The organism is Paenibacillus oceani (assembly GCF_014705615.1).
In the GTDB taxonomy this organism is placed as follows: Bacteria; Bacillota; Bacilli; order Paenibacillales; family NBRC-103111; genus Paenibacillus_AB; species Paenibacillus_AB oceani.
This window is the reverse complement of sequence record NZ_JACXJA010000001.1, coordinates 118,817-144,649: the sequence shown is the minus strand read 5'-3', so window position 1 is coordinate 144,649 and position 25,833 is coordinate 118,817. Positions and strand designations below refer to the sequence as shown.

Annotated in this window: 22 protein-coding genes and 1 pseudogene; 19 read left to right on the top strand and 4 right to left on the bottom strand. The window is 57.1% G+C overall.

Annotated elements, in window-relative coordinates:
- The first annotated feature begins 88 nt into the window (after window positions 1-88).
- The 10 genes from IDH45_RS00625 (at window position 89) to IDH45_RS00580 (ending at window position 12,800) form a co-directional block, all read left to right on the top strand.
- The gene (locus tag IDH45_RS00625) at window positions 89-1,237 is read left to right on the top strand and encodes a GNAT family N-acetyltransferase (RefSeq protein WP_190923678.1); all 1,149 of its coding nucleotides are present in this window, start codon (window positions 89-91) and stop codon (window positions 1,235-1,237) included.
- A gap of 12 nt (window positions 1,238-1,249) precedes the next feature.
- Window positions 1,250-2,338 carry a sialidase family protein gene (locus tag IDH45_RS00620; protein WP_190923677.1) on the top strand — a complete coding sequence of 363 codons (1,089 nt, stop codon included), beginning with the start codon at window positions 1,250-1,252 and terminating at the stop codon, window positions 2,336-2,338.
- Window positions 2,339-2,708: 370 nt separating this feature from the next.
- Window positions 2,709-5,033: a helix-turn-helix domain-containing protein gene (locus IDH45_RS00615; protein WP_190923676.1), complete on the top strand. Its 2,325-nt coding sequence runs from the start codon at window positions 2,709-2,711 to the stop codon at window positions 5,031-5,033.
- Between the two features lie 138 nt (window positions 5,034-5,171).
- On the top strand, window positions 5,172-6,797 hold the full coding sequence (locus IDH45_RS00610; RefSeq protein WP_190923675.1) for an extracellular solute-binding protein: 1,626 nt from the start codon (window positions 5,172-5,174) through the stop codon (window positions 6,795-6,797).
- A gap of 130 nt (window positions 6,798-6,927) precedes the next feature.
- Entirely contained in the window at window positions 6,928-7,890 is a 963-nt protein-coding gene (locus IDH45_RS00605) for an ABC transporter permease (RefSeq protein WP_190923674.1), read from the top strand.
- A gap of 14 nt (window positions 7,891-7,904) precedes the next feature.
- A complete protein-coding gene (locus tag IDH45_RS00600; protein WP_190923673.1) occupies window positions 7,905-8,783 on the top strand; it encodes a carbohydrate ABC transporter permease in 879 nt (292 codons plus the stop codon).
- A gap of 254 nt (window positions 8,784-9,037) precedes the next feature.
- On the top strand, window positions 9,038-10,501 hold the full coding sequence (locus IDH45_RS00595) for a glycosyltransferase family 39 protein (RefSeq protein ID WP_190923672.1): 1,464 nt from the start codon (window positions 9,038-9,040) through the stop codon (window positions 10,499-10,501).
- Window positions 10,502-10,609: 108 nt separating this feature from the next.
- A complete protein-coding gene (locus tag IDH45_RS00590; RefSeq protein WP_190923670.1) occupies window positions 10,610-11,317 on the top strand; it encodes a response regulator transcription factor in 708 nt (235 codons plus the stop codon).
- On the top strand, window positions 11,314-12,381 hold the full coding sequence (locus tag IDH45_RS00585; protein ID WP_317891114.1) for a sensor histidine kinase: 1,068 nt from the start codon (window positions 11,314-11,316) through the stop codon (window positions 12,379-12,381). Before IDH45_RS00590 ends, IDH45_RS00585 begins: the two co-directional genes overlap by 4 nt.
- A 122-nt stretch (window positions 12,382-12,503) precedes the next feature.
- A complete protein-coding gene (locus IDH45_RS00580; protein WP_190923668.1) occupies window positions 12,504-12,800 on the top strand; it encodes a HesB/YadR/YfhF family protein in 297 nt (98 codons plus the stop codon).
- A 132-nt stretch (window positions 12,801-12,932) separates the two neighbouring features.
- Here IDH45_RS00580 and IDH45_RS00575 read toward each other — a convergent pair whose 3' ends face one another.
- Window positions 12,933-13,196, bottom strand: a complete 264-nt coding sequence (locus tag IDH45_RS00575) for a hypothetical protein (protein WP_190923666.1) — start codon at window positions 13,194-13,196, stop codon at window positions 12,933-12,935.
- Between the two features lie 227 nt (window positions 13,197-13,423).
- On the opposite strand from IDH45_RS00575, the gene IDH45_RS00570 reads away from it, so the two are divergent.
- The 6 genes from IDH45_RS00570 (at window position 13,424) to IDH45_RS00545 (ending at window position 20,416) form a co-directional block, all read left to right on the top strand.
- Window positions 13,424-14,206, top strand: a complete 783-nt coding sequence (locus IDH45_RS00570) for an ABC transporter ATP-binding protein (protein WP_190923664.1) — start codon at window positions 13,424-13,426, stop codon at window positions 14,204-14,206.
- Window positions 14,178-16,100 carry an ABC transporter permease gene (locus IDH45_RS00565; RefSeq protein ID WP_190923662.1) on the top strand — a complete coding sequence of 641 codons (1,923 nt, stop codon included), beginning with the start codon at window positions 14,178-14,180 and terminating at the stop codon, window positions 16,098-16,100. Before IDH45_RS00570 ends, IDH45_RS00565 begins: the two co-directional genes overlap by 29 nt.
- A 237-nt stretch (window positions 16,101-16,337) precedes the next feature.
- Window positions 16,338-17,282, top strand: coding sequence for a DMT family transporter (locus IDH45_RS00560; protein ID WP_223836271.1), 945 nt, complete (start codon window positions 16,338-16,340; stop codon window positions 17,280-17,282).
- Window positions 17,283-17,479: 197 nt separating this feature from the next.
- On the top strand, window positions 17,480-18,385 hold the full coding sequence (gene murQ, locus IDH45_RS00555) for an N-acetylmuramic acid 6-phosphate etherase (RefSeq protein WP_317891113.1): 906 nt from the start codon (window positions 17,480-17,482) through the stop codon (window positions 18,383-18,385).
- A 115-nt stretch (window positions 18,386-18,500) separates the two neighbouring features.
- Complete coding sequence (locus IDH45_RS00550) at window positions 18,501-19,478, top strand: DUF4434 domain-containing protein (protein ID WP_190923658.1); 978 nt, start codon at window positions 18,501-18,503, stop codon at window positions 19,476-19,478.
- Window positions 19,475-20,416, top strand: a complete 942-nt coding sequence (locus tag IDH45_RS00545; protein WP_190923657.1) for an ROK family protein — start codon at window positions 19,475-19,477, stop codon at window positions 20,414-20,416. Before IDH45_RS00550 ends, IDH45_RS00545 begins: the two co-directional genes overlap by 4 nt.
- A 242-nt stretch (window positions 20,417-20,658) precedes the next feature.
- Here IDH45_RS00545 and IDH45_RS33790 read toward each other — a convergent pair.
- Window positions 20,659-20,748 (bottom strand): annotated as a pseudogene (locus IDH45_RS33790) (hypothetical protein); the annotation flags it as partial.
- A gap of 582 nt (window positions 20,749-21,330) precedes the next feature.
- Between IDH45_RS33790 and cysK the strand changes: the two are divergent.
- Window positions 21,331-22,266, top strand: coding sequence for a cysteine synthase A (gene cysK, locus IDH45_RS00540; RefSeq protein WP_190923978.1), 936 nt, complete (start codon window positions 21,331-21,333; stop codon window positions 22,264-22,266).
- A gap of 124 nt (window positions 22,267-22,390) precedes the next feature.
- On the opposite strand, the gene IDH45_RS00535 is transcribed toward cysK, so the two are convergent.
- Window positions 22,391-22,798, bottom strand: coding sequence for a GNAT family N-acetyltransferase (locus IDH45_RS00535; protein ID WP_190923655.1), 408 nt, complete (start codon window positions 22,796-22,798; stop codon window positions 22,391-22,393).
- Between the two features lie 371 nt (window positions 22,799-23,169).
- On the opposite strand from IDH45_RS00535, the gene IDH45_RS00530 reads away from it, so the two are divergent.
- On the top strand, window positions 23,170-23,682 hold the full coding sequence (locus tag IDH45_RS00530; protein ID WP_190923654.1) for an NUDIX domain-containing protein: 513 nt from the start codon (window positions 23,170-23,172) through the stop codon (window positions 23,680-23,682).
- A complete protein-coding gene (locus IDH45_RS00525) occupies window positions 23,675-24,106 on the top strand; it encodes a hypothetical protein (protein ID WP_190923653.1) in 432 nt (143 codons plus the stop codon). Before IDH45_RS00530 ends, IDH45_RS00525 begins: the two co-directional genes overlap by 8 nt.
- Before the next feature lie 145 nt (window positions 24,107-24,251).
- Here IDH45_RS00525 and IDH45_RS00520 read toward each other — a convergent pair whose 3' ends face one another.
- A complete protein-coding gene (locus IDH45_RS00520; RefSeq protein ID WP_190923652.1) occupies window positions 24,252-25,829 on the bottom strand; it encodes an FAD-dependent oxidoreductase in 1,578 nt (525 codons plus the stop codon).
- Window positions 25,830-25,833 lie beyond the last annotated feature (4 nt).

Below are 25,833 nucleotides of genomic sequence, written 5' to 3'. Positions count from 1 at the left end.
GGTTTCGGAATACGAAGCCCCGCAAGGCGGCAGTCCGCATGGGGAAACACGCTAGGCAACTCGTGCCGATGGAGGAAGAGAGAAGCCTATGGATATTCGCCTGTTGACTGGCGGCGATATGAAGGAAGCGATTCTGCTTGTCGACCAGACGTTTCGCAATGACGACCGCCCTTCGCTTGCGGTTTCGTCGCCGAAGTTGTTTTCCGGCAGCCTGGGTCAGGCGGTCGGCGGCTATGACGAGGGGAGGCTCGTCTCGTTCGCCGGGCTGGTACCGTCGTTGATCCGGATTGGGGATGCGCGTCTGCAGGTGTATTCGTACGGTGCGGTATGCACGCATCCCGACTTCAGGGGAAGAGGCTGCGCCAGTCTCATTCTGGACTATGCCAAACGGCATATCGCTAAAGCCGGGGCCTCCCTGCTGCTCGTCTCAGGCACCCGTTCCTTGTACACAGATGCGGGCTGTCATCCGTTCGGCGCGTTTCGCAGGCACACGGTGTCTGCGGATCGGACGGAAGCGCTCGCTCCCTGCTTGTCTCCGGGAGTACAGTGCAGGGTGGCGGATGCAGCGGACTGGTTCCGGCTGCAGGAACTGTCCGCTTCGAAGTCTGTCCATTACGAGCAGAGCGTATGGGACTTGGCGGACCTGCATGCCGCGGCTGCGGTAACGTCGATGCAGCGGATGAAGCAGACGACGCTGATCGCCGAACGGGACGGCAAGGCCGTCGCCTTCTGTGTGCTGGCGCTTTTGCGGGACGGAGTCGATTACGGAGCCCGCAACAGCTATGTGCTCGAATGGGCAGGCCGGACGGAGGACGTTTGTTCGATTGTGCTGCACGCCCTCGCGAACGGGCTGGCGGACAAACTCGACATTACAGTCGGCTGGCAGGAGGAAGAGATGGAGCGGCTGCTGGCCGGAGCCGGCACGTCTGCGGATGAGTGCAATTCGGGCACCGTTCACATCGTGAATCCGGCCGCACTGCTCGAACAGCTTCGCCCGTATTGGGGCCGGGCAGCCGACATTGAAGGAGACGTGCCGCAGGTGCGCGTCGGCGAAGACGGCACATACATCATCGCGATCGGCAGTTGTAAAAAAGTTGCGCTGAATTCGGCTCAGCTGACCGCGCTCCTATTCGACAAGCGGCCGGAGGAGCTTGCGCCGGACCGGGAATGGCTAGAGGCGGCTTCCGACTTCCTGCCGATTCCGTTTCCCTATACGAAAGGATTGAATTACGTGTGATGGAGGACATTCATGAAAACAGTCATCATCTATAAAGAAGCGGGAAGATACGCCGGCTGGCCGGCCAACTACGGCATCTGGTCGTGGGGCGACGAGATCGTCGTCGGTTATACGCTGGGCTATCATAGCACGGAGGGCGGGTTTCACGCCCGCGACAAAACGAGGCCGTTCGTCGCCATGCAGGCGCGCAGCCTGGACGGAGGGGAGAGCTGGCAATCAGTCGAAATGCCGGTTCGTACCCCGGGCAACAAAGGATTGTCGGCGGGGGAACATTCCGATTCGCAGGCGGGAGAGAACGGAGGGGGGAACGAACCCGTTCCCGTGGAGCAGGCGATCGACTTCACCCACCCGGATTTTGCCTTGATGTGTGCGAGACAGGATTTGACGGGCGGCTCGAGATCGTGGTTTTACACGTCGGCCGATCGCTGCCACTCGTGGGATGGACCGTTTGCGATCCCGATGATGGGGCAGATCGGTCTGGCGGCACGCACCGACTATCTGGTGTCCGGTCCGGACGAATGTCTGTTTTTCCTTACGGCGCCGACGGCGGAAGGAACGGAGACAGGCAGTCGGGTATTGTGCGCCCGCGCGTCGGACGGCGGCAGGACGTTCGAGTTCGTCTCCTGGGTCGGTCCCGAATCGGGCAACGGCTTCTCGATCATGCCTGCCAGCGTCCGGTTATCGGATACCGACATCCTGGTCGCCACGCGCGAGCGCAGAACGGGCGAAGACAACGTGTCGGCCAACTGGATCGATCTGTACCGCTCATCCGATAACGGGGCGACGTGGACGTATGTGTGCCGCCCGGTAGCCGATACGGGACACGGTGGCAATCCGCCGACGTTGACCCGGCTGCACGACGGACGGCTGTGCATGACGTATGCATACCGGAACGCGCCGTATGGCATGAGAGCCAAGCTAAGCGCGGATGAAGGGCAAACCTGGGGCGAGGATATCGTCCTGAACGCCGCAGCGGGCAGCCACGATATCGGTTATCCCCGTACGGTGCTGCATGAGGACGGGACGCTCGTCATCATCTATTACTACAATGACGAGCTCGGCGGAGCGTGCTATATTGCGGCGACGTTGTGGAAGCCCTGACCTTGATGGTCTGCAATACGATATTGGCGTGCGATCCGAAGGCAAAAAACCTTACAGAAATGGTTCTGTAAGGTTTTTTGATTTTTGTTTTTCCCCCCGGCATTCTGTTTCACCTCAATCAATCCTATGATTTAGTAACCTATTTACAGTTGACGGGAGACGCCGATTCACAAACCCGGTGAGAACGGGCGCTTTCTCGTCTCCGACCCTACACAAGGGTGTGATTTCGGTTTTGGTTAATCGATATTTAATTTGATGGCATCTTGCAAATATGATAAACTTCACCCATTACTGAGCACGCTTATTGGGGAAAGCGGTTTCAATGCAAAAAGAAGAAATTCCTTACATTTCTAGACGAGGAGGGCTTTGCATGATTCGTCGCCGCAAAAGTGTCTTTTTGACGTTATGGTTATCCTACATCGCCATCCTGATCATACCCGTGTCTGTATCCTTTGCGCTTTACACGAGTATGGAGAAGACGATGGTTGAGAATGCGAGCCGTTCGAACCTGGCCATGCTGGAGCAGGTTCGTCAGATCGTCGATAACCATCTGCAGGAAATCGAGCAAATCGCCGTTCAGATCGCCACGCATCCGAAGCTTCAAACGTTGTGGACGATCCGGGACAGCGAAAAATATATCCAATACGAGGAAGCGGTCAGGGCGCTGATGAATATCGGCAAAGGCTCCGGCTTCGTCGACAGCTTTTTTATTCATATGAGGGACGAGGATATTATCCTGACTTCGCGTGTAAAGACGGATGCGGAAACGTATTTTACGAAGCTGTACCCGTATGCCGACAAGACGCTGGAGCAGGTGCGCTCCGATCTGCTGTCCGGTTATCATTTCAAGACGTATTGGCCGGTAACCGCCATGCTGGACGGAGCGACCCGGAGGAACGTGATTCAGAGCGCCGTATCGTTACCGCTTGGAGAAGCGGAAAATGTATGGGGAACGCTCATCATGACGATCGGCGAGGAGCAGATTTACAACTTGCTGAAAAAAATCGAGTGGGTGAACAGCGGCTCGATCTACATTTTGGACGACACGGGTCAGGTGATTTTGTCGACATCAGGGAACTATGAGTTCTCGGAGCGGCTGCGCCAGGAAATTACCGGGGGGAGCGGCTACCAGTCTTATTCCGACGGCGGCAAAGACAGCATGCTCTCGTATACGACCGGACAGAGCGGGTGGAAGTACGTATCGCTTGTCCCCGAAGCGGTCGTCCTGCAGCGCGTGAATGAAATCGAGGTATGGGCGATTTCGCTGCTTGCTTTTGTCGTCATTGCCGGAACGGTGGCGGCTTATTGGATGGCCTACCGCAGCTATAGTCCGATCCGCGATATGGTATTCGCCCTGATGAACGGAAATCCGGCGGACAAAGCTCCTGTTCTGGGGAATGAGTATGAGTTCATCAAGACGTCGATCGCCGAGACGATGGCTGAAGGCAAGGAGCTCAAAGATAAGCTGGAGGGGCATATCCCGGTCGTAAGGGCGTATTTTCTGTCCAGACTTTTGAAAGGACAAGCCGAACCGGAATCGATGGAGGAGGAGTCGCTTCAGTTCATGGGCGTCCGGTTTCCTTATACGGACGTATGCGTCATTTTGGTCGAGGTGGATGAGAGCAGCGAGTTTATAGCGGATGGAAGCGAACGGGAATGGGCGCTTATCCGGTTTATTTTGTTTAACCTGAGCAGCGAGCTGCTAAGTGACCTGGGCTACGTGACGGAGACGGACCGCAACCGGCTGGCGCTGCTGATGAACGTGCCGGATGACGGAGAAGAAACCCGCAGCGAGCGCGACCGGATCATCCGGGAACTGAAGCGGGTAACCGAGGAGCGGTTCCGGATGCGAACGGCCATCGGCGTCAGCTCGGTCCGTTCCGGCTTGACGGAAATCGGCCGGTGCTACGGGGAAGCGTTGTCCGCACTGGACTACCGGATTATCCACGGATCGGGAACCGTTATATTATTTGACCAGATTCGCGAAATCGAGCGCGGGTACTATCATTATCCGATCGAGACGGAAGCACAGCTGATGAATTATATGAAAAGCGGCGATTACGAGGAAGTCGTCCGGCTGCTGGACGGATTATACGAGCACAATGTGGCCGCCCGCAGCATTACGCCGGAGCTGGGCAAGACGCTGCTGTTTAATCTGCTCAGCACTGTTCTGAAGGTGATGAACGCGTTGAAAATCGACGCCAGGCAATTGCCGGGCATCGATTCCGATCCGGTGAAGCATATTATGAGTAGCTCCTCGGCCGAGAAGATGCTGGGCCGGATCAAGGAGTTGAGCCTGGCGATCTGCGACAGCGTCCGGGAAGCCCGGACCGATCAGAGCGGGCGGCTGAACGAGCGGCTGAAGCAATATATCGAGGAGAACAGCGCGGACAATGGTCTCAGCCTGACTTCGATCGCAGACCATTTCGGGATGACGCCGCAGTACGTGTCCGGATTTTTCAAAAAACAAAACGGAATCAATCTGACCGATTATATGGTCGAGGTTCGAGTGAGGGAAGCGAAGCGGCTGCTTGCCGAAAACGGGCTGACCGTTCTGCAAATCGCACAAAAAGTCGGTTACGCCACCGACATCGGTTTCATCCGGGTGTTCAAAAAATGGGAGGGCATCACCCCCGGCAAATACCGGGAAATGCTTGCCCAGCAAGGCGATGTGAAGGACGGTTGGTCCGGATGAAAATCGGTTTATGCCCGATATGAAGGGCGGTTTACGTCTCGAACAACGGATTGTAGGCAGTAAGCGCAGGCTCCTCTATAGTGAAATTGCAAGCGGAAACGCTGACGCAAAACAAATGTATAGGAGGGTCACCAAGATATGGTTAGAAAAATGAAAGTGCTTACAACTAGTCTCGTAGCAGTTTCGCTCATGGCAACCGTACTTGCAGCTTGCGGAGGTAAGGAAGAAAAGCCGGGAACGGCGAATCCGGCACCCGCTGCCGGAGGGGAAGCGCCTAAAGATGTTTCTTATCCGAAATCGGTCAGCTACTGGGTGTCCCTGAATTCCAATGTCGGTGCTACCATGAAAAGCTTCGGTGAAATAGCTGCTTATAAAGAATTAGAGAAAAAGACGGGCACGAAGGTCGAATTCCAGCATCCTCCGGTCGGACAAGAGAAAGACCAGTTCAACCTGATGCTCGCCTCGGGCAAGCTCCCTGACGTTATCGAATATACTTGGGGCACGGCACCGAAAGGGGCGGACAGCTTAATTAAAGAGAAGCGGATAATCCGCCTGAACGAGCTGATCGACAAGCATGCGCCGAACTTGTCCAAAGTATTGAAGGATAATCCGGAATTCCGCAAATTGATCACAACGGATGAAGGCAATATTTACGTGATGCCGTTCCTGCTCGGCGACGAATTGCTGGCGATCGTTAACGGTCCGGTCATTCGGAAAGACTGGCTCGATAAATTGAATTTGAAAGTGCCGACCACGATTTCCGAATGGGAGACGGTGCTGACCGCTTTCCGCGATCAGGACCCGAACGGCAACGGCAAAAAGGACGAAATTCCGTACTTGTTCTCGATAGCGGACAACGAATATAACCATTTGTTCGTAGGCGCCTGGGGCATCGGCATGGATTTCTACAATGAGAAAGGGAAAGTGAAGTACGGACCGATCGAGCCGCAGTTTAAGGAATTTTTGGCTACGATGAACAAATGGTACAAAGCCGGACTGATCGACCGAGACTATGCGACTACGGATGCGAAGCTGAAGGACGCGAAAGTGACGAACAATCAGCTGGGCTCGTTGTCGGCTTATCCGGGAAGCGGCATCTCCCGCTATACGACGCTCGTGCAGCCGACCACGCCGAATTTCTCTCTCGTCGGCGCTCCGTATCCGGGCCTGAAGGCCGGCGACAAGCCGCTCGGCCAATATCAGTTCGCGTTCTCCGGCATCGGAGCCGCGGTCTCCGCAACAGCGGCGAATCCGGAGCAAATCGTCAAGTGGCTGGACTACAAATACGGTCAGGAAGGCCACCTGCTGTTCAACTTCGGTATCGAAGGCGAAAGCTACAAGATGGAGAACGGCAATCCGAAGTACACGGATCTTATCATGAACAACCCGGATAAGCTGCCAATCACGCAAGCGATGGCCAAGTATTTCATCGCCAGCTGGAGCGGTCCGATCGTTCAGGACAAACGCTACATCCAGCAATATTTCACGATGCCGGAGCAGCGCGATGCCCAGAAGGCGTGGATGGCCGCCGATCACTCCAAGCAGATGCCGCCGATTACGTTGACGGCGGAAGAAAGCTCGAAGACCGCATCGATTATGAACGACGTCAAAACGTACCGCGACGAGATGATCAACAAATTCATCATGGGCGCGGAGCCGATTGAAAACTTCGATAAATTCGTACAAACGATCAAGAGCATGGGAATTGAAGAAGCCGTCAAGGCACGGCAGGCAGCCCTCGACCGGTTCAACAACCGGAAGTAAACGCTCCAATCCGAAAACCTACCGCGATAGGCGGGATGGCGGCACGATCTTGAACGCCGCCGCTTCCCGCCTGCGCAGCAGCTGTACAGCGAGATACCATCCATACTAGGATTAGACAGGAGGGCCCGTTATGTCCGTTATGCCCAAAGCCCAGTCCGGCCCCCCGAAGCCGGTCGACAAAAACAGCTTCAAACACCGCTCTCTGCGCGATTTGAAAATAAACAAGTACGTGTACTTGATGCTTATACCGGTAATTACGTATTATGTAGTGTTTTATTATGTGCCGATGTACGGCCTGCAGATTGCGTTCAAGGATTTCTCGCCGGGGCTTGGCATGTGGGACAGTCCATGGGTCGGCTTCCAGCACTTCGAATCGTTTTTCAACAGTTACTACTTCTGGCGGCTGCTGCGCAACACGCTGCTGCTTAGCTTATACGAGCTTTTGTTCGCTTTTCCGGCATCGATCATTTTGGCCTTATTGCTCAATGAATTGCGCAGCGCCGCCTTGAAGCGCGTCGTCCAGACGGTAACGTACATGCCGCACTTTATCTCGATCGTCGTCATCTCCGGGATGCTGGTCGATTTCCTGGCGCGGGACGGTCTGATCAACAACGTGCTTGCCTGGTTCGGCTTCGAGCCGATCGCCTTCCTGCGCGAAAGCAGCTGGTTCCGGACGATTTTCGTCTCCTCGAACATATGGCAGAACATCGGTTGGGGCTCGATCATTTATTTGTCCGCGATGTCAAGTATCGATCCTTCGCTGTACGAAGCTTCCCGGGTCGACGGCGCAAGCCGGTGGAAACAGACGCTGCACGTTACGCTTCCGGGGATCATGCCGACAGTCGTCATCCTGCTCATCCTGCAGATCGGCAGCTTCATGTCGGTCGGCACCGAGAAAATTCTGCTTTTGTATAACAGCACGACGTATGAGACGGCCGACGTCATCGGCACGTTCGTCTACCGGAAAGGGATTCTGGAGTCCGACTTCAGCTATAGTGCCGCCGTCGGTCTGTTCAACGCCATCATCAACTTCACGCTGCTCGTGCTGGCCAATGCCATCAGCCGCCGTACCAGCGACAACAAGCTTTGGTAAGGGGGCGGGGACACATGATTAGACGGAGTATAGGGGAACGCCTGTTTGACGGGGCTAACGTTACATTCATGATTTTGTTATCGGCAGTGACGGTGTATCCGTTTCTGTACGTATTGTTCGCATCGCTCAGCGATCCGTCCTGGGTCGTGCAGATGCGGGGGCTGATCTGGTACCCGAAAGGATTTACGATCGAGGCGTATAAGCTCGTATTCGCCAACCCGTCGATCCTGACCGGTTACGTGAACACGCTGATCTATGTCGTATTCGGCACGGCGCTGAACATCCTGATGACTTCGCTGGGGGCGTATGCGCTGTCGCGGCAGTCGGTGATGTGGAAAAATCCGCTTATGTTCATCATCGTATTCACGATGTTTTTTAACGGGGGGCTGATCCCGACCTACCTGCTCATCAACGAGCTGGGCATGCTCGACAGCCGCTGGGCGCTCATTATCCCGAGCGCGATGAGCGCCTATAATCTGATCATCATGCGTACCTCGTTCCAGGGCATTCCCGTCAGCCTGGAAGAGTCGGCCAAGCTGGATGGCGCGAACGACTTCACGGTTCTGTTCCGCATCGTGCTGCCGCTGTCCATGCCGGTCGTGGCGGTCATGATCTTGTTCTACGGCGTCAGCCACTGGAACGGCTGGTTTAACGCGCTGATCTACTTGCGTACGCGGGATCTGTATCCGCTGCAGTTGATCCTGCGGGAGATTCTGATTACGAACAGCACCGACTCGATGATGACCGGAGTAGGCGGGGCAGACAAGATGCCGATCGGCGAGACGATCAAATACGCCACGATCATTGTCGCTACCGTGCCGATTCTGCTGCTGTATCCGTTCCTGCAAAAGTATTTCGTCAAAGGCGTTATGATCGGGGCCATTAAGGGGTAAGAGGCCGGCACCCGGCGAACAAGCTTCGCTTTCTGGAGTTCAACAAGCTCCGGAAGCGAAGCTTTTTTGGTTGGTTACGGAATTAGGCGGCTAGCGCAACCAGGTAAAACCACAGTGACTTTCTACCATTACCCTTTACGTTCCTAGTTCCGGTTGAGTAATATTAGTCGTATACGGTCTGTGCTTAGCTCGTGCTGGCGGGACAGCGGGATACGAATCGGGCATCTGGAACGGAAAGGAAAGGACGAAGCCTCATGGATATAGGAAAGGCAAGCTCAGCGGGTAAATGGATCGCCCGGCTCCTCGCGGCGTGCGGTATTGCTTTGTTTGCATGGATGCTGTGGCACTCGTTTGCGAGCGCGAGCTCCTATTTCGAGTCGGGGCCGCTCACCGTGCTGCTTCTGACGGCAGGCTCGGCTGCAGCCGTTCTGCTGTTACTCGGCTTCGCCTCGCGTTATGCCGGGCGCGGAGTGTTTCTGGTTGTGGTGCTTGCCGCTGCGATCAGTGCGAGACTTATATGGATCGTTACAGTCGATACACAGCCGGTATCGGATTTTCTCGATATGCACTCCGGGGCTTTAAGCGCGGCTAGCGGCGATTTCTCGTTCGGGACGAATGACTATTTCACCCGGTGGGTGTATCAGATCGGATTTACGCTTTACGAAGCGCTGATCATTACAGGGTTCGGTACGGATCTGATCGTACTGAAGCTGTTTAACGTGTTGTTTCAGGCGGGAACGGTAGTCCTCGTTTATTTGTCGGCGGCCCGTGCGTTCGGGGAGACGGGCGGGAGAGCGGCGGCGCTGCTGTACGCCGTGTACGCGCCGAATATTATGATGTGCTCGGTGCTGACGAACCAGCATATTTCCGTCTTTTTCTTCTTCCTTGGCGTCTATGTGCTGATACGCCGGGGCTTGGGCGGGAAGGCGGACTGGATTGCCGTCGGGCTCTGTTTCGGTTTCGCCAATCTGATGAGGCCGCTGGGCAGTTTTTTTGTAATCGGCTTGGTTGCTTATATCGTGCTGTTTAAGCTGCTGCCGGGGTTCCGCGAGAGGAAGTGGATCGCATTGGCCGTCAAGACGGCCGGAGCGGTCGCCGTCTACTTCATCGTGCAGCAATCCGCGAGCTTCGCCCTCGTGCAGACTGGCGTCATTTTGCACCCGTTATCGAATCAGGAGCCGTACTGGAAGTTTATGATCGGTCTGAATCCGGATACGAACGGGGGCTGGTCGTACGACGATACGGTGTATGTGCTGCAGTTCCCGCAAGGCGAGGAACGGAATCGCGCGGAGCTGGAGCTGCTCAAGCAGCGTATGGCCGATAAGCGGCAGGTCGGGGCGCTGTTTCTCAGCAAAGCGAAGTCCATGTGGGGGGCGGAAGATTCGGCTCCGATGTGGAGCATTCCGGAACAGAACCGGCCGGCTTTGCAAAAAAAGCTGATTCAGACCGAGCGGGTGCAATACGTCCTGCTGGCGTTTTTCGGCTTGATCGCCATGACCGTGATGGCGTACCGGGGCGCAAGCGCGGAAGCGTCCATATTCGTGCTGCTGCTGCTCGGTTATGCGGCGCTCCATATCGTCATCGAAGTTCAGACGCGATACCGGTTCGATATTTTTCCGTGCGTGTTCATCCTGCAAAGCTTGGGTGCCGCCGTGCTGCTTGATACGTTCAAGCGGAGGCCGCGGGGCGCAAACGAAGCTCCGTCTGTCCGGTCTTGACCGGGAGGCGGGGCTTTTTGGTGATAAGACCGATCCCCTCCTTCCTTTCGTATTGCCGGAGCTTGCTTGTATAATGGAACCAGAGGAAGACGGATGGAGGCGGCCCTTTTGTACAAAATTATGATTGTAGAGGATGACGACAAAATCGCTTCGATTCTCGGAGGGTATCTGGACAAGTACGGATACGAGGCAACGCGCGTTACGGACTACCGGAATATCAAGCAGGCTTTTGCCGGGCTGCAGCCTCATCTGGTGCTGCTCGATATTAACCTCCCGCAATACGACGGTTTTTACTGGTGCCGGCAAATCCGCACCGTCTCGAATGTGCCGATCCTGTTCCTGTCGGCGCGCGTCGGCGAGATGGATCAAGTGATGGCGATCGAGAACGGGGGAGACGATTATATCACGAAGCCGTTCCATCTGGAGATCGTCATGGCCAAAATAAAAAGCGCGCTTCGCCGGACCTATGGCGAATATGCGTCGGCTCCGCACGGCAATACGGACATTGTCGATGTGGAAGGACTGGTGCTGGACCGGGGCCGGGGAACGCTCGAATGGAACGGGCACAAGATCGACTTAAGCCGCAACGAGTCCAAGCTGGCCGAAGAGCTGATGAGACGGGCCGGGCAAATCGCCACGAGGGAACAGCTGCTGGAAGCGCTGTGGGACGACGTGACGTTCGTGGACGATAATACGCTGACTGTAAACGTAACGCGGGTGCGCAAGAAGCTGGAGGAGATCGGGATCGATAAAGCGATCGACACGGTGCGGGGAACCGGTTACCGGTTGCAAGTTACATGGGGGGCGAGAACGTGAGGTTTCGACATTTCCTGGCCGACCGGCTCGGGTATATCGTCCTCTATATGGCGAATCTGCTGCTGGTGCTGCTCGTCGTGTGGCTGGACCTGCTCGGGCAGAACGTCTCCATCAGCCGCGAAACGGTCATCTACGCCGCTGTGCTCTCTCTGGTCGGCCTCGGCGTGTATTTGACGATAGATTATATCCGCAGCCGTCCGTTCCACCGCCAGATCGATGTGCTGACGAGCGGGGAGGCGGCTATCGACGACGTATTGATGCTGCAAGGAGCGGCGACGCGCGAACAACGGGCGACCCAGCAGCTGGTCATCGACAACTATATGAAGTATATGGAGCGGCTGGAGCAGTACAAGCAGCAGCAGGACCTTCACCAGACGTTCGTCCGTCAATGGGTGCATCAGATGAAGACGCCGGTATCGGTCATCGATCTGCTCGTTCAGCAGGGAGAGCGCACCGGTACGGGGGAGGCCAAGGAGCTGCTGACCAGCGTTCAGGAGGAGAACGAGAAGCTGGCGCATGGACTCGATATGATGCTCCACACGGCCCGCCTGGAGAAGTTCGAGTTCGATCTGCATATTAAACGGGTGGAGATGGTGCACACTGTTCGGGGGGTCATTAACGAACATAAAAAGGCGTGCATCCGGTACCGCCTGTTCCCGAAAATCGAGACCGATGCGGAGACGATCTGGTCGGAAACCGATGAGAAATGGATCGTCTTCATTCTTCACCAATTGATGACGAACGCGATCAAATATTCGAAGCCGAAGGAAGGGACGAAGACGCTTCTGGTTTCGCTTGCGGAGGAACGGGGCGAATGCCGGATCTCGATCCGGGACGAAGGGATCGGCATCGCGGGCCACGACCTGCCGCGCATCTTCGACCCGTTCTTCACCGGCGAGAACGGAAGGCGTGTCGCCGAATCGACCGGCATGGGCCTGTATTTGGCCAAGCAGGTATGCTTGCGGCTCGGACACCGGCTGGAGGTTTCCTCCGTGCTGGGGGAAGGGACGGTCGTTACGTTGACGATTCCCCGTGCGGACGGGATTCATACGCTGGACGGGTAATCCTCCTGCTGCTGGCGTTGGGCGGTAGGCTTCGGGACGACGCCTCCCGTTGTGACGTTTATCCTTGTTCCTCCCCGGAGAATCGGTTATCCTAACGGAAACGAACAACGGAGGGGATTGCGATGCAACTGCACATCACGAACGAAGCCGCAGCGTATTACAAAAAGGAAATGGGGCTCAAGGGCGGGGACGAGCTGCGCCTGTTCGTCAAGCTGGCGGGCCACAGCACCGTTCATCCCAACTACTCGCTCGGCATCATCCGGGAAGCTCCGGTCAAGCCGGCGGTTCGCGCGGAAGCGGACGGGATCGCCTTTTTCCTGGAGGAGCAGGACGGCTGGTTTATTGGCGATTACGATTTGCGCATCGGTGTCAAAAACGGAGAAATCGACATGGAGATGGTTCTGGAGCAAGGCCACTAACATGGATCGCAAAGTGGCGCCCTGGCCGCCTGTGATGGCGGACCGATGCAAAAAGTCCCTGAATTCTTCGTTTGCCGAAGAACGGTCAGGGACTTTTTGGGGTGTGCGTCGAAGAACCGATACCGGGTACGCTTACTCGGGAAGCAGACCGCTGTCCACGATCTCGTTATGGATCGTGTCGGAGAACCGCTCCAGGCAATTGCAGAAGTAGTCTTTGCGGCAGATGGGGCAAGGTACCGTGAGCAGTCTGGTGATGCTTGTAATTTTCCAGTCGGGATTTTTCGTGTAGAACACCCGGGCCTTCGTCTTGTCGGAAAAGGTGGCCAAAAACTGGTACAGCCCAGCCTTCTCATTCGTATCGGATTGCTGCAGGTCCGTCACATAAAATTGTGCCATTTTATCACCCTGAACTTTTGTATAGTCTGAACTTTTCATAGTATATCATATTTCGACAGGGGGCAACCGCATCTTCGCTGCAAATATCACGGAAAAATTAGATGACAAAACTGTAAGCCGCGTATTCGGTATTTGAAAGCTTCCCCCATCGTGCGGATTGGTTTCTTCGGGTACACTGGGAATAGAGGCTGCACACAATCGCTGTAGCATGATGGAGGAACTTAGTTATGACGGTATTAAAGGCGCAGGCGCTATCGAAAATATATGGAGCCAAATCGAGCAAAATGACTTACCGGGCGCTTGATCAAATCCATCTGGAAGTGTCCGAAGGGGAGTTCGTCGGCGTGATGGGGCCTTCCGGCAGCGGCAAGACGACGCTGCTCAACCTGCTGTCTACGATCGATCAGCCGACCTCGGGCCGGATCGAGGTGAACGGAACCGACCCGAGCAAGCTGTCCAATAAGGAGCTCGCCCTCTTCCGTCGCCGGCAGCTCGGGTTTATTTTTCAGGACTTCAACCTGCTCGATACGTTGTCCATGAAGGATAATATCGTCCTGCCGCTGGTACTGGACAACTTGAAAGCCGCGGAGATCGAGCGCCGCGTCCGCGAAGTCGCCGAAGTGTTAGGCATAGCGGCTATCCTGGACAAGCGCACGTATGAAGTGTCGGGCGGACAGCAGCAGAGGGCGGCGATTGCCCGTGCGATCATCCACCGTCCCGCGATCGTGCTGGCGGACGAGCTTACCGGCAATCTGGACTCGAAGGCGGCCAAGGACGCGATGGAGGCGCTGAAGCGGTTGAATGAAGAACAGGGGACGACCATCCTTATGGTTACGCATGATCCGTTCGCGGCCAGCTATTGCCGGCGAATCGTGTTCATTAAGGACGGCCGGCTGTTCTCGGAGATTCGCCGGGGGGCGAACCGTCAGGCCTTTTTCCAGCAAATCTTGGATGCGCTTAGCGTGCTGGGAGGGAACTTCAATGACGTTTCGCCGACTCGCCCGGAATAACGTCCGGGGCAATTGGCACCGGTATGTCGCTTTTTTCCTGTGCAGCACGTTTTCCGTCATGATCTTTTTTATTTATGCGGCGTTTCTGTTCCATCCGGACGTGGTGAGCGGCAATATCCCCGCAGCCAGCAAGGTGCGGCAAGGGATGATTTTATGCGAGTACATCATCGTCATCTTTTCCTTCTTTTTCGTGCTGTATTCGATGTCGGCCTTTCTGAGGTCGCGGAAAAAGGAGTTCGGCCTGCTTCGTCTGTTCGGCACGACGAACCGCCAAATCGCCCTGCTCGTGGTGTACGAAAATACGCTGATCGCTTTGCTTGCGATCGCGGCGGGTATCGGCTTCGGGGCTTTGTTCACCAAGCTGTTCTTCATGGTGCTTGCCCAGCTGCTGCAGGTAACAAGCCCGATCCGGTTTATTCTTGCGCCTAAAGCGATCTGGATCACCGCTCTCGGGTTTTTGGCGCTGTTCGAGCTTATCACGCTGTATACGCTCCGGCATCTGGGACGAAGCCAGATCGTCGAGCTGATGAAAGCGTCGAAACAGCCGAAAAGCGTGCCGCTGTATTCGAAATGGTTAACCGCCCTGGCGGCCGTTTGTTTGCTGAGCGGTTATTATATGGCGTATACGGCCCACATCTACACGATTATCGCGTATATGATGCCGATTCTGATCACCGTTATTGTCGGCACGTATTTTTTATTTACGCAGGCGAGTGTTGCGATATTGCGGCGGCTGCAGAGGACGCCGGGGTTGTATTACCGGCATACGCATATCGTCACGATCGCCCAGCTTTTATTTAAGATCAAGGATAACGCCCGCACTCTGTTTACCGCTTCGATCTTATGCGCGGTCATCTTGACGGCTTCGGGGACGTTTTATGTCTTGTTTCAGGATACGCGCAATCAGATGATGGAACGGTTTCCGCAATCGTTCGGGGTGATCGAGAAAGGGCTTGGCGTTCACGAGGTCATCCATCCGGAGGAGCTGAAGCGGCAGCTCGCGCTTCACGGTCTCGAATTGGATTACGAAGTGCAGTTGTCCGGCTTCCAGGTGCCCGTCACGCTGGAGTCGATGCGCTACAAGACGGAAGCGCTCGTCATACCGGAGCAGTCGTACAACCGGGTTGCGAAGCTGCAGCGTAAAAAAACGCTGAAGGTTGAACCGGGTCATGCCTATTACGTTCATCCGAACCGACAAGTGGCCGTGGAATATTTCAAGCCGGGCGATCAGTTGGATACGGTCGTCGGGGGCAGGGACGTGACGCTGCAGATCGACGGTCAAAGTAACGGCGGCATCATTAATTCGAGGCTGGAGCTTGCGAATATGATCGTAGTGAACGATCGGCAATACGAGGAATGGAGCCGGGCGGTCCCGGAGTCCGAGCTGTACGCGTATTACGGGTTTGAGGTTCGCAATTGGAAGGAGTCGTTGGCGGCCGCCTCGCATATTCGCGAAACGGTACCCAAGGAACGCTCGTGGCAGCTGGAATGCCGGATCGAGGATTATGCGGCCATGCACCAGTTTAACTCGCTGGCGCTGTTCATCGGCGTGTTCGTCAGCTTTCTGTTTTTCATTGCGTCGGGCAGTATGCTGTATTTTAAGCTGTTTACGGAAATCCAGGAGGATCAGACGCAGTTCCGGGCGTTGAGCCGGATCGGGGTGTCGGACGCCGAGATTCGTAAAATGACGACGACCCAAATCGGCATATCGTTTTTCGTGCCGGTAGTCGTCGGCATGGTTCACGCGGCATTCGCCTATAAAACGCTGGGCAATCTGCTCGGATCGAGCGTATGGCAGTACGGGATCGACGTGATAGCGGTGTATACCGGGATGCAGATCCTTTACTTTGCCTTGGCCCGGAAGGCGTATATGAAGCAGTTGGCACAAAGCTGATACCCGAACGGGCGGACATGGGGTACGGGAAATCTTACATCCAGTGCGCTAGTATACGCTCAGGTCAGGATGAGCTGACAACGGGCGAATCCCTGCGGCGGCAAATAAGCCGTGAAGAGGAGCATACGGGGGCATAGCAACGATTGCATATGGGTTTATGGCGCATAGTGTGGAAAACGGGGGAGCGGGTTCTTCGCTTTTCCTTTCGCGGCGAAGTAAGATGGGAGTAGACAACGATTGACCCAACATGAAAGCGAAGGAATACGATCTATGGCCCGCTCTTATTTATTGCTGCTGGTTTGCGTAACGATATGGGGAAGCAATTTTGTGTTCGGCGCGATTCTGGTCGATCATTTCCCCCCGATGCTGCTCTCCGTCTCCCGGCTGCTGCTCACTTCCTCGGTATACGTCGTTATGGCGATGGCCGCACGGCGGTTCGAGTGGCCGGTGTGGAAGGATTGGAAGCTGCTGCTTCCTCTCGGCGCCGCCAATGCGCTTAATCAAATCTGTTTTTATACCGGGATGCAGGATGCGGACCCGACGACTTCGTCGCTGCTCCTGTCGCTGTCTCCGATTATGATCGGACTGCTGGCACCGCTGTTTCTCAGCGAGAAGATTACGCTGCGGATGGGGATCGGCTCGGCGATCGCTTTGTCCGGCGTCTTTTTCGTCGTCGGCAAGGGCGGCTCGATTCATCTGTCAGCCGGCGAGTTGTGGATTGTCGGGGCGATGCTGACGTTTGTCGCCTCGACGATTTTGACGCGCAAGCTGATGGAACGCAGGGACGCGTTTTTCGTCACCTCGTACGCCACGGTATCCGGCACCGCGATGCTGATCCCGGTAGCTTTGCTCCGCGAGGACGTATCGGGCATGAGCACCGAGCTGTGGGCGTGGACGCTGCTGATTGCCAGCGCGTTTCTGATGCAGGTCGTGTGCGGGCTCGTCTGGAACCGGCAGATGCAGATCGTGGGCGCCGGCAAGGCGGCGGTATTCCTGAATCTGCAGCCGTTCGTAGCGATGTCGCTCGGGTATGTGATCCTGGGAACGGCGGTTTCGCTCAAGCAGGGTTTCGGCTCGCTGCTTATTATCGGCGGCGTCTTGCTGGCGACCTCGATCGGCAGGAACCGGCCGCGCAGCAGGCCGAGACCGGCGGAAGCAGGGGAGGCGGCGGAGGCGGGCTGATGGGGCGGCAACGTCTACGGATTGCGTTTGCAGCAACGCACCCGAGCAGGTTGACAGGATGCCGCAACAGCTGACGCAACAGCTGGGCGCAGCGTCGAATCCGACGCTTTACAGAAGAAGGAGCACTCTTCTATAATGGAGATATGCTCCTTTTTGTTTTTTGATTTATGGAGAAAATTTTCGGAAGGGGAATTTCCGTGGACCGACAATCGCCTGGTATCAGGCATCTGGATACGGAGCAGGTCAATCCGCGAACCCGGGATTTGGACCAATGCTCCACGATGGAGCTTCTCCGGCTGATGAACGCGGAAGATTTCCGCGTTCCGGTGGCGGTGGAGGCGGCGCTTCCGGCCGTCGCCGAGGCTGTCGATCTGATCGCCGGCGCTTTGCGGCGGGGCGGACGGCTGTTTTATGTCGGCGCCGGTACGAGCGGGCGTCTCGGCGTCCTCGACGCGTACGAGTGCCCGCCGACGTTCGGCACGCCGCCGGAGCTCGTGCAGGCGCTCGTAGCGGGCGGCGTGGCGCGGGACCGCGCCGACGAGTCGGCGGAGGACGACCCCGAGCTGGGCGCCGCCGATCTGGCGGAGCGCGGCCTGGCGGCAGGAGACGTCGTCGTCGGCATCGCGGCGAGCGGCCGCACGCCGTACGTGGTCGGCGCGCTGCAGTACGCCCGCTCGGCGGGAGCGTCGACGGTCGCGCTCGCCTGCAGCGGAGGCTCCGTGATCGGCGACCTCGCCGACAAGGCGATCGAGGTGACGGTCGGACCGGAGGCGCTGACCGGCTCGACGCGGCTGAAGGCCGGCACGGCGCAGAAGCTCGTGCTGAACATGATCAGCACCGGGGTGATGGTGAAGCTCGGCAAGGTGTACCAAAACTTCATGGTCGACATGGAAGCGTCGAACGGGAAGCTGCGGCAGCGCGCCCGGGGAATCGTCGCCATGGCGACAGGCGAGGAAGAATCGGCCGTCGAGGCGGCGATGGCGGCCACCGGCGACCATATGAAGGCGAGCATCGTCATGCTGCTTGCCGGCGTATCGGCCGAGGAAGCATTCCGGCGATTGGCTGAAGCGGACGGGAACGTGCGCGGCGCGCTTCAGGCTTGACTGGCAGGCGACTGCCGAGGAATGGTTCAGGCTGGGATTTGCCCGACAAGCGGGATGCTAAGTTAAGTAAAGGTAAGAAGACGCGGGAAGCATCGTCCTATAAGGGGGAAGCGACATGGCGCTTATGCGCATTACGGGGTCCTGGTTCGATTTTTATCATCCGAATCCGTATGAAGGGGACTGCTGGAACTCGACGACACAGCAGTTTACCGACGAAGATTGGGATTTCAAGCTGACGGAGATGGCCGAGGCGGGGATGGATACGCTGGTGCTGCTGAATGTTGCGCTGCATGGCAAAGCGTTTTACCCTTCGGAGATATGGTCGCATCGGTGGGATACGGTATGTAAGGACCCGCTGGAGGCGGTTCTCCGGGCAGGGGATCGTCTCGGCCTGACGATTTATGTAGGGAACGGCTTTTATACGACACCGATTATGGGCAGTTTATCGACTACCGGAGACAAGTCGGCGCTTCGTTATGATTTCGCCAAAGAGCTGGCGGCGAAGTACGGTCATCATGCTTCGTTTGCCGGCTGGTATTTGCCGGTGGAAGCAGCGATTTTCACCCATTTCCCCGACCACTATATCGCATATGCCAACGAGATGGCCGATTTCCTGCGCAAGATCGGACCGCAGCGGGTGATGATCGCCCCATATGGCACCCGTTCGATTACCGGCGACGACCGGTTCGTCGCGCAGCTCCGTTCGCTGGAGGTCGATTATATCGCCTATCAAGACGAGATCGGGGTCGACCGGACGACGTTCGAAGCGGTGGATGCGACGTTTGCACGGCTGCGGGAAGCTCACGACCGCGCGAACAAGCCGCTCTGGTCCGATCTGGAGCTGTTCAAGTTCGCGGGCAAAGTGCTCCATCCGGGACCGTCCGAGCGGGTACGCCGCCAGTTGGAGATTTTATCGAAATATTCGGATAAGGTGCTGTGCTATCAATATTTGGGCATGATGAACAAGCCGGGCAGCGCCGCACATGCAGGGCATGAAACATCGGTACAGCTGTATGAAAACTACATGGCATTGCTGCGCGACAACGGGTTGTGGCCGATCGCGGGGCAGGCGGAGACGGAGCGGAATCGATGAAACAACAGGTCGTATTCGGAATCGATATCGGAGGCACGAACATCAAGTCGGGTATCGTGGACAGCGAAGGGCGCATTTTGCACGCCGACAACACGCCGACGGAAGCGGGCGCGGGGAGAGACTCGCTGCTGGACAAATTGTACGGCATCGCCCGCGGCTACAAGGAGAAGGCGGCGGCCCAAGGCTGGGAAGCCCGCGGCATGGGAGTAGCGACGGCCGGTTACGTCAACGTGAAGGAAGGCCGGATCGGCTACGCGACGTCCAACCTGCCTGGCTGGACAGGTGTGCCGCTGCGCGACAATATGGCCCGCGAGACCGGGCTTCCCGTCGCCCTCGTGAACGACGCGCATGCCTTTGCCATCGGCGAAGCGTGGATCGGCGCGGGTAAAGAGCTGACGGAAGGTTTCCTCTGCATCACGCTCGGTACAGGCGTAGGAGGAAGCTGGGTGACGGAGAACGGTACCCCGTATTACGGGCGCAGCGGGTATGCCGGGGGCTACGGGCATATCGTGATCAAGCATGACGGACAGCCGTGCAACTGCGGCCTGAAAGGATGCTGGGAGCAGTATGCATCCGTCACGGCGCTGATGCGGCAAGCCGCCGAAATCGGCTTGGGACCGTCGGTTACCGGCGGATCGGCGAAAAAGCTGTTCGAGCTCGCCCGCAGCGGTCACGAGCAGGCGCTCGGCCTGATCGACCGGTATGCGGAATACGTCGCGGTCGGCCTCACCAGCCTGATTCATACGCTGAACCCGGAATCGGTTGTAATCGGGGGAGCCGTTACCGCTCAGGGCGACTTTTTGTTCGACCGGATCGAAGCTCAGGTGAAGCGGCAGACGATGCCGGCCTACGGTCCGGTCCGGATCGTACCGGCGGCGCTCGGCGAGCAGGCGGGCTTGGCGGGTGCGGCGAAGCTGGCTTGGCTGGCGGCGGACTGAATCGCTTTCGCGGGAGCACCCGGATGAGGATACAGAGAAGCTAAGACGGGAGGCGGGGTTGGTTGTCCGGCTCCGGTCTGAAAACCAGGACGGAAGCGTTCATCTTGGGCGGAAGCATGCCGCTTAGGGTGGGGCGTTTCCGTCTTTTTTTAGCGTAGAATGTGTATGCTGGGTAAAGCGTTAAAGCGAATCGGGGTGTTCTGTACCAGGAAAAGCGGCCTCTTAAGCAGGTTCATGCATCGTTGGATTTCCGTAAACAGCTTAAAATACAACATACTGCCCGACGCGATGAAAAACAGAAAGCTGACGAACACGCCGATACACAGTGCCAGCGATTGGCTTCGTTTAGTCGTTTAGAAGCTTTTTGCATATATTACGGAACTAATAAGGTCCCGGAATGGGAGCAGGACAGCGCAGTGCAGTGTAGGGCAAGGCGTTCACCTTCCTTTCGGGTGGCGCCTGCAAGTATCGCAGGTGGTTTCTTGTGCAGGCTCAGCTCTGCACCCTGCTTATGAACGAGAACGAATCGGATAAGAGCGGTTTGTAGCTTTTATTTTGTCCGAAACTCGCTTGGTTAGGGGAATAAGAGCGGTTTGTAGCTTTTAAAATGGGCAAAAAGGATGCATACCCCACGAGTTGGTTGAAATAAGGGGTGCAAACCGCTTCTATTCGCCTCAGTCTGTTGAATGGGTGGAAAATAGAGGGTGCCATCAACTCTTATTGAAATGGAGTCCAGTCCGCTCATCCGGGAACCGGACATTTTTATCTTAGAAGCTCGCTGCCGTACAGAGCGGCTCGCCCTTCAGTCTTTAGGCTTGTTTCGCGGTTTGCAGTATAATAAAGCAGAGAGATTGCTGCGGCATCAGGCCGGGTCACAACCGGCGACTAATCGAAAGTGGGAAGGGATGAGTCTGATGGCGAACATTGCCAAAAATTTAACGGATCTGATCGGAAATACTCCGCTTCTGGAGTTGAACCAATATGCCGGGAAACACCGGCTCGAGGCGAGGCTGATCGCTAAGCTGGAATCGTTCAATCCGGCGGGAAGCGTCAAGGACCGGATCGGCTTTGCGATGATCAGGGATGCGGAGGAGAAAGGACTGTTGCGTCACGACTCCGTCATCATCGAACCGACCAGCGGCAATAACGGCATCGCGCTTGCTTCCGTGGCGGCTGCACTGGGCTATCGGCTGATCATTACGTTGCCGGAGGGGTACAGCCTGGAGCGCAGAAAGCTGCTGAAGGCGCTCGGAGCGGAATTGGTGCTGACTCCCGGCGAGGAAGGCATGCAGGGGGCGATCCGCAAAGCGGAGGAGTTGGCCGCGGAAATCCCGAATTCGTTCATCCCGCAGCAGTTCGCCAATCCGTCCAATCCCGAGATGCACCGGAGGACAACCGCGGAGGAAATATGGCGGGACACCGACGGAGAAGTCGATATCTTCGTAGGCGGCGTAGGCACGGGCGGTACGGTGACGGGAGTCGGGGACGCGCTGAAGCGCAAAAAGCCGTCCGTTCAAGTCGTGGCGGTGGAGCCAATCGATTCCCCGGTTTTGTCGGGCGGCAGACCGGGAGCCCATCAGATTCAGGGCATCGGCTCCGGATTCGTGCCGGACGTGTACGACAGCTCCGTTGTGGATGAAGTCATCCAGGTACGCAATGACGAAGCGTTCGATACGGCGCGGAAGCTGGCGCGCTGCGAAGGATTGCTGGCGGGCATTTCCTCCGGCGCCGCTCTTCATGCGGCTGTGGAGGTGGCCCGCAGGCCGGAGAATAAGGGCAAGACGATCGTCGTGCTGCTGCCCGATACCGGGGAGCGGTATTTGTCCACGCCTTTGTTCCAGGAGGAGTAGGCCCGGCCTGCGCCCGCTAACCAGTGGACGTCACAAGTAATGATTACCTTGAGCTGCGGCAGTCCGAAGCGCCCCGACCTGCTTCCAGACTGCCGCCATATTCGATTGGCCGGGGCTAAACCCGTCACTTCACTCGAGGTATTAAAAAAGCGTTCTCAATCCGCTTGAAGCCGATTCGCGGATAATATTCCATCGCTTCCGGTGCGGAAAGCAGCAGCAGCGACACTTGCTCCCCCAGATGCTGCCGCGTTCGTTTCACAAGCTCCGTGCCGATCCCCCGCTTCTGATACGTTTTGCTCACCGCGAGATCCGACAAATAGCAGCAATATGAAAAATCGGTGACCGCTCTTGCGATCCCGACAAGCGTATCGCCGACCCAGGCCGTCAGTTGAAGATTGGCGTGGTCGATCATCATTTGAATCCGGGCCAGGTCATCCGCCGGACGTTTAATTCCGGACGCCTTGAAAACGTCCGAAACTTCTTCAGCCCGAAGCGGCGTATTGATTTTGTATTCGATGGATGGGGTAGTCATAAGCGAAACCTCCTGCGGATGGATATGATCTTGATCTTGCCATGAATGCCGGATCAGGGGAAGATCCGATTTTGACGCGTTTTGCTGGACCATTCGGAGCGATGAGGCAAGATTGTGCCAAGCCTCCCGGGGCCGGAAGCAGGATTAAAACGATTTTCTCCAAGTACCGGATTCAAATGAATGGTAAAATAAACGAAAATACACAAACCTTCGTCTAATTAGAGCAGGCAGAGCTAAGCCAACCGCAAGGATAAAGGGAGGGGGCCGCTATGGGATAAGGGAGATCCTTGTCCGGACCCCGGCCATCCTTTCTTTGAGATCACGTTCGAGCAGCCCGGATGGAAGTCGGAACCCGAAGGAGCAGAGAACCCATGAACGTGGTAGTCAGAGAATCGAAAAACAACAAAGGTCTGCCGCTGCCCAACGAAACGTGCTCGGTGTTAACGGATCAATTGCCGGCGCTGGAGCTCATAACGGGTTCATTCGTACTGGCTTTTCTGGAAGGGAAGCTTGTACTCACAATGCTGAAGGAGCGCGGCTGGGACATTCCCGGCGGCCATCTGGAGCCCGGGGAAACCGCTGAGGCGGCGATGAGAAGAGAACTGTACGAAGAAGCGGGCGCTGTCGCCGGCACCTGCGGGGTGCTCGGCTACGAAAGAATTCGGCTGCTTGGCCCCAAGCCCGACGGCCATCGGTATCCGTACCCGGACAGCTATATGGTGTTTTACTGGGCGAGCGTCAGCCAGCTGGAAGACGTTCCGGCAGGCTCAGGTGCGGAAACGTTCGGACGAGGACTGTTCAGCGAGGAGCAGGCAGCCGAAGTCCCGTGGGTGAAGGCGAACCGGGCTTTTTATGAGGAGGCGCGCAGGAGAGTATATGGTTAAACAAGAGCCGGAAAGAAAACATGCTGCACTCCTTCTGGTCCTTTTGGCCGGAGGACTGCTGTCTTTATCGGTTTCGCTATTGTACTTGTCGGGCTTCGGATTCTCCTTCGATTTCCTGGGACCTGAGAAAGGGTCCGAATCGTCGTCGGTGGAGCTGTGGTCGGTTATCAATATGGGCGCGTCGTTCATGACGATCGCCTTCTCGGTCGGCCAGCTTATGCGGTATAACCCGGGACATGTGAGGTTGCTGATGGGCTTCGCGCCTACCTCGGGGATGCTGCACGTTCCGCCGCTGCTCTTGTGGCTTGCGATCGGAGGAGATTCATTCGGGGTGATGCTGCACGCTGCGGCTTTGCTGGTTCTGCTGGGCGGGTTGGCGGGACTGATCCGGAGTCGCAACCAGGGGCCTGCAGCGGCCGATTAAACGGGGGGTGTTGCGCGCCGGAGCGCTTTTGCGCTTGCAGCCGCACACCAACCAAAAGCCGCTTGCTCTTCAAGACGCCGCCAACGGTGACGGTTTCTCGGGAGCGAAGCGGCTTTTCGCCATGCTGTCCATCAGGTTTGTTCGTTTATACTTGCGAGATAACCGGCCAATCCAGCTCTACGCCTTCACGGACGAGCAGGGTCTGGAAGTCGCGAAGATGCTGCTCCGTATTGCGTACCTGACGCGGAGTTAACCCGTGCTCGAGGCAATACGCAGCCAGATGACCGGCCGCTTCGCCTACGTTCCACTCGACGGGATGCAGACGGTAGCAGCCGTTCGTCAGATGCGTGACGCCGATGTTTTTACAAGCGGGCAGCAGATTGTCCACCCGGACCGGGATCAGACTTCCGAGCGGGATCTGGAACGGCAGGCTCGGAATGTAGAAGCCCTCGCGCCCTCCGGTCGTCGGATGCAGATCGATCCGGTAGCAGCCTACGCCGACCGAGTCGGCGAATTTCTGGGCCCCTTGTCCGGCGCCGCGCACGTCCGGGCTGATGTGCTGCTCGACGACGGTAAATTCCGCACGGATCCGGCGGGACTCCCGGATGTACGGCGCTTTGGCTAGGCCGTCCTCGGTGCCGACCACGTCTTTGCGCAGGCGCACGCCCGGGAAGCCGAAGCCTCCGTCCGGTCTCGGTGCTTCCGTCTGCAGCCAGTAGAGCAGGCTAAGGCTTAGCTGCTTGGCGCGGTCCAGATGGACCTCCCGCTCCGCTTCGTCTACATCGACGATGTTGCCGAGCCAGTAGTCGTTTTGCGGCCAGTTCACGAGTGTGATGTCGCTGTCGAACGTCCCCGGCACGAAGTTCGATTTGTCGATCACCCTGCGGTATTCCCACAAGGAGAAAACGCCTGGAGTCGGGACGCGGAACAGACTGTACGATTGAAAAGGACTGTAGTTCGACGTTGCCCAGCTGAGCATGACGTCTTTTTGAAAAGGCGCCTGGTACGTCTTCCACAACTCGTAATCCCGGGGCTTCCCGATCGTATGATCTTCGCCTTCCTGGTAATCCACGGCGAAGACGTACGTGAACGCCTGCATATCGTCAGGCTCGGCGTCCCCGTCCAAGGCGTTCGGCTCGCCGGTCTCGCTCTTCGACTCCGCGCCCATCACATATTCGACTCCGGCCAGCGGCAGCAGATCTCCGCATTCTGTCGCGTCGAGCACGTACGGGGCGGACAGCGTCAGCTCCTCTCCGCCAGCGGTAGGCCGCACGGTTACGCTCACGACCCGGTCATCGTCGGTTTCGGCGGCTACCGGAACGTGATTCAGCAGGATCGTTATCGCTCCGCTGTGCACATAGGGAGCCATCATCTCGTTCAGAACAGCCAATGCGGCGCGTGGTTCGACGCACAGACGGCTGACGATGCCGTTGCCCGGATCGAGCCGGGTGTTCGCCATCGCAGACGGCGTCAGAGGAAAGTTGCGCTTGTAGTAGTCCCTCACGTTGTTCCGGAACGCCCGGTACGTGCGGGTACAGCCGAACTGCTCGATCCAGCGGTGCTCGTCGGGCGGAACCGCCTGGCTCGTTACCTGGCCGCCGATCCAGTCCGTTTCTTCGGTCAGGATAACCCGTTTGCCTGACTTGGCGGCAGCCATCGCAGCCGCGCATCCTCCAAGCCCGCCTCCGACAACGAGTACGTCGCTTTGCATCTTCTGTTGCATCGGA